Genomic DNA, 2157 nt, shown 5'->3' on the forward strand with positions numbered 1-2157 from the left:
TTTTGTCACCGCCCTACACAGCGAAGACAGTGGGGGTCCGGGAAGACATCCAGGGTACTATCAGGCTCTATCCGGAGGCTTTCCTCGCGCCGTCGATCATCGTGTGTGAAGGCGCCAGTGAAGTTGGCCTCCTGCGCGGCATGGACCTTCATCGTGCCGGCAGCGGCGAGCAGTCGATCACTGCGGCCGGCATCGCCTGGGTGGATGCAAAGGGCATCACCCAGGTTTACGGGCGGGCGGCCGCCTTTCAGACCCTGGGCTACCGGGTCGCCGTTCTCCGCGACGATGACGTCCAACCTGACGCTGCCGAAGAGGCGGCGTTCCGCGCAAACGGTGGGGCGGTGTTCAGGTGGCGGGACGGCTGCGCGCTTGAAGATGAAATGTTCCGATGCCTTTCAGGCGCTGCGGTTGGTAAACTACTAGAACGCGCGGTCGAGCTGCTAGATGCTGACTTGGTGGACGACCATATCCGCTCCGCTTCCAATGGCCAGCACACCCATGCCACTTGTGTGTTCGGACTATCCCCGCAGACCCGGGAGACACTTGGCAAGGCCGCACGCTCGAAGAAGGGCTCTTGGTTCAAGTCGGTCACCAAGATGGAAGAGGTAGCACGAGACATTGTCTTCCCTAATCTCGCCACCGCAGATGAGACCTTTCGGAACACGATCTCCGCCATCCAGCAGTGGATGTTCCGTGGCCCCTGAGATCGATCTCCTTGCCTTCGACCAAGGCACGATCACGGCCCCAGCTGGCTGTGGAAAGACCCACCTTATTGCAAGTGCCCTGGGTCGTCACACAGGCCGCAAACCCGTCTTGGTCCTGACCCACACCAATGCCGGCGTGGCCGCACTCCGCGGGCGGCTGGAGCGCGCCCAAGTATCGACGTCCGCATACCGGCTGGCGACCATTGACGGTTGGGCTATGCGGCTGCTCACCCATTTCCCCCGGCGGTGCGGTCATGACCCCGAAATCCTGACCCTGTCTAACCCTCGACAGCACTACCCAGCGATCCGCATCGCCGCGCGTGGCCTATTGGAAGCCGGACACATCAACGACATCCTGGCAGCGACCTACGACAGGCTCATCGTGGACGAGTACCAGGACTGCGCCGTACCCCAGCATGAGATCGTCGTGCACGCGAGCGCCGCTTTGAGGACCTGCGTCCTCGGTGACCCCCTTCAGGCTGTCTTCAATTTCGCGGGACCGACGGCGGATTGGGAAGCTCAAGTGAAGGTGCAGTTTCCAGATGCAGGTGAGCTCGCAACGCCCTGGCGATGGGTCAATGCTGGCGAAGAGGCTTTTGGCCGATGGCTACTCGAAATGCGCCGTATTCTACAGGCGCGAGGCGCAGTCGATCTTCGCACGGCGCCCGCTAACGTCGTGTGGGTGCCGCTCGACGGCGTCAACGACCACCGGCTGCGGCTCGGGGCTGGCTCTCTTCGGCCGCCGGTCGCCAACGGCCGCGTACTTATCATGGCGGATTCAACCAACCCCGGCGCTCAACGGAACTTCGCCAGCCAAATCCCCGGCGGCGTCGTGGTAGAAAATGTTGACATGCGGGACCTCGTCACTTTCGGCGAACACTTCGACCTCGCCTCTCCAACGGTTGTCGAGCATGTCGTCAACTTCGCAGGCAGCGTCATGACCAATGTCGGCGCCGCCGCAATGGTGCAGCGTCTGGCGACCCTGCGGAATGGACGCGCCCGAAATGGGCCCACTGAAGCTGAAGCAGTCGCCCTGCGTTTCGCCGAAGCTCCGAGCTACGCCTCGGCTGGGGAACTTCTATCGGTAATCAACAGCCAGGGTGGTGTCCGTGCCCACAGGCCAGCGATCCTGCGAGGTGCCTATGACATGCTGAAGGCGTGCGGCGGGCGAGACGGCTTGACGCCCGCGGACGCTGCGACTGTGGTCAGGGAACGGTCCCGCTTGGTGGGACGTCCCCTTGCAACCCGCACAGTCGGCAGCACCCTTTTGCTGAAAGGCTTAGAGGCAGATGTCGCAGTCATCCTCAACCCAGGCCTGATGGATCATCGCCACCTTTACGTGGCGATGACCCGAGGGGCCCGGCAGCTGATCGTCTGTTCGCCGACCCAAATGTTGAGGCCAGCCTGACAGCGGACATTCTCGACGTCTGCTAAGGGTCCAGGCCGTGTCAAA

Annotated in this window: 2 protein-coding genes; both read left to right on the forward strand. The window is 62.6% G+C overall.

Going from position 1 to position 2157, the window contains the following annotated elements:
- The coding region (locus tag MFF07_RS22420; RefSeq protein ID WP_373322418.1) for a TOPRIM nucleotidyl transferase/hydrolase domain-containing protein at positions 1-704 on the forward strand (704 nt) is incomplete at its 5' end.
- Positions 694-2112 (forward strand): UvrD-helicase domain-containing protein, encoded by a 1419-nt coding sequence (locus MFF07_RS22425; protein WP_238232947.1) that lies wholly within the window; start codon positions 694-696, stop codon positions 2110-2112. The genes MFF07_RS22420 and MFF07_RS22425, both read left to right, overlap by 11 nt.
- The last annotated feature ends 45 nt before the right edge of the window (positions 2113-2157 follow it).

Origin of the sequence: Methylobacterium thuringiense (assembly GCF_022179645.1) — a bacterium.
Classification (GTDB): Bacteria; Pseudomonadota; Alphaproteobacteria; order Rhizobiales; family Beijerinckiaceae; genus Methylobacterium; species Methylobacterium thuringiense.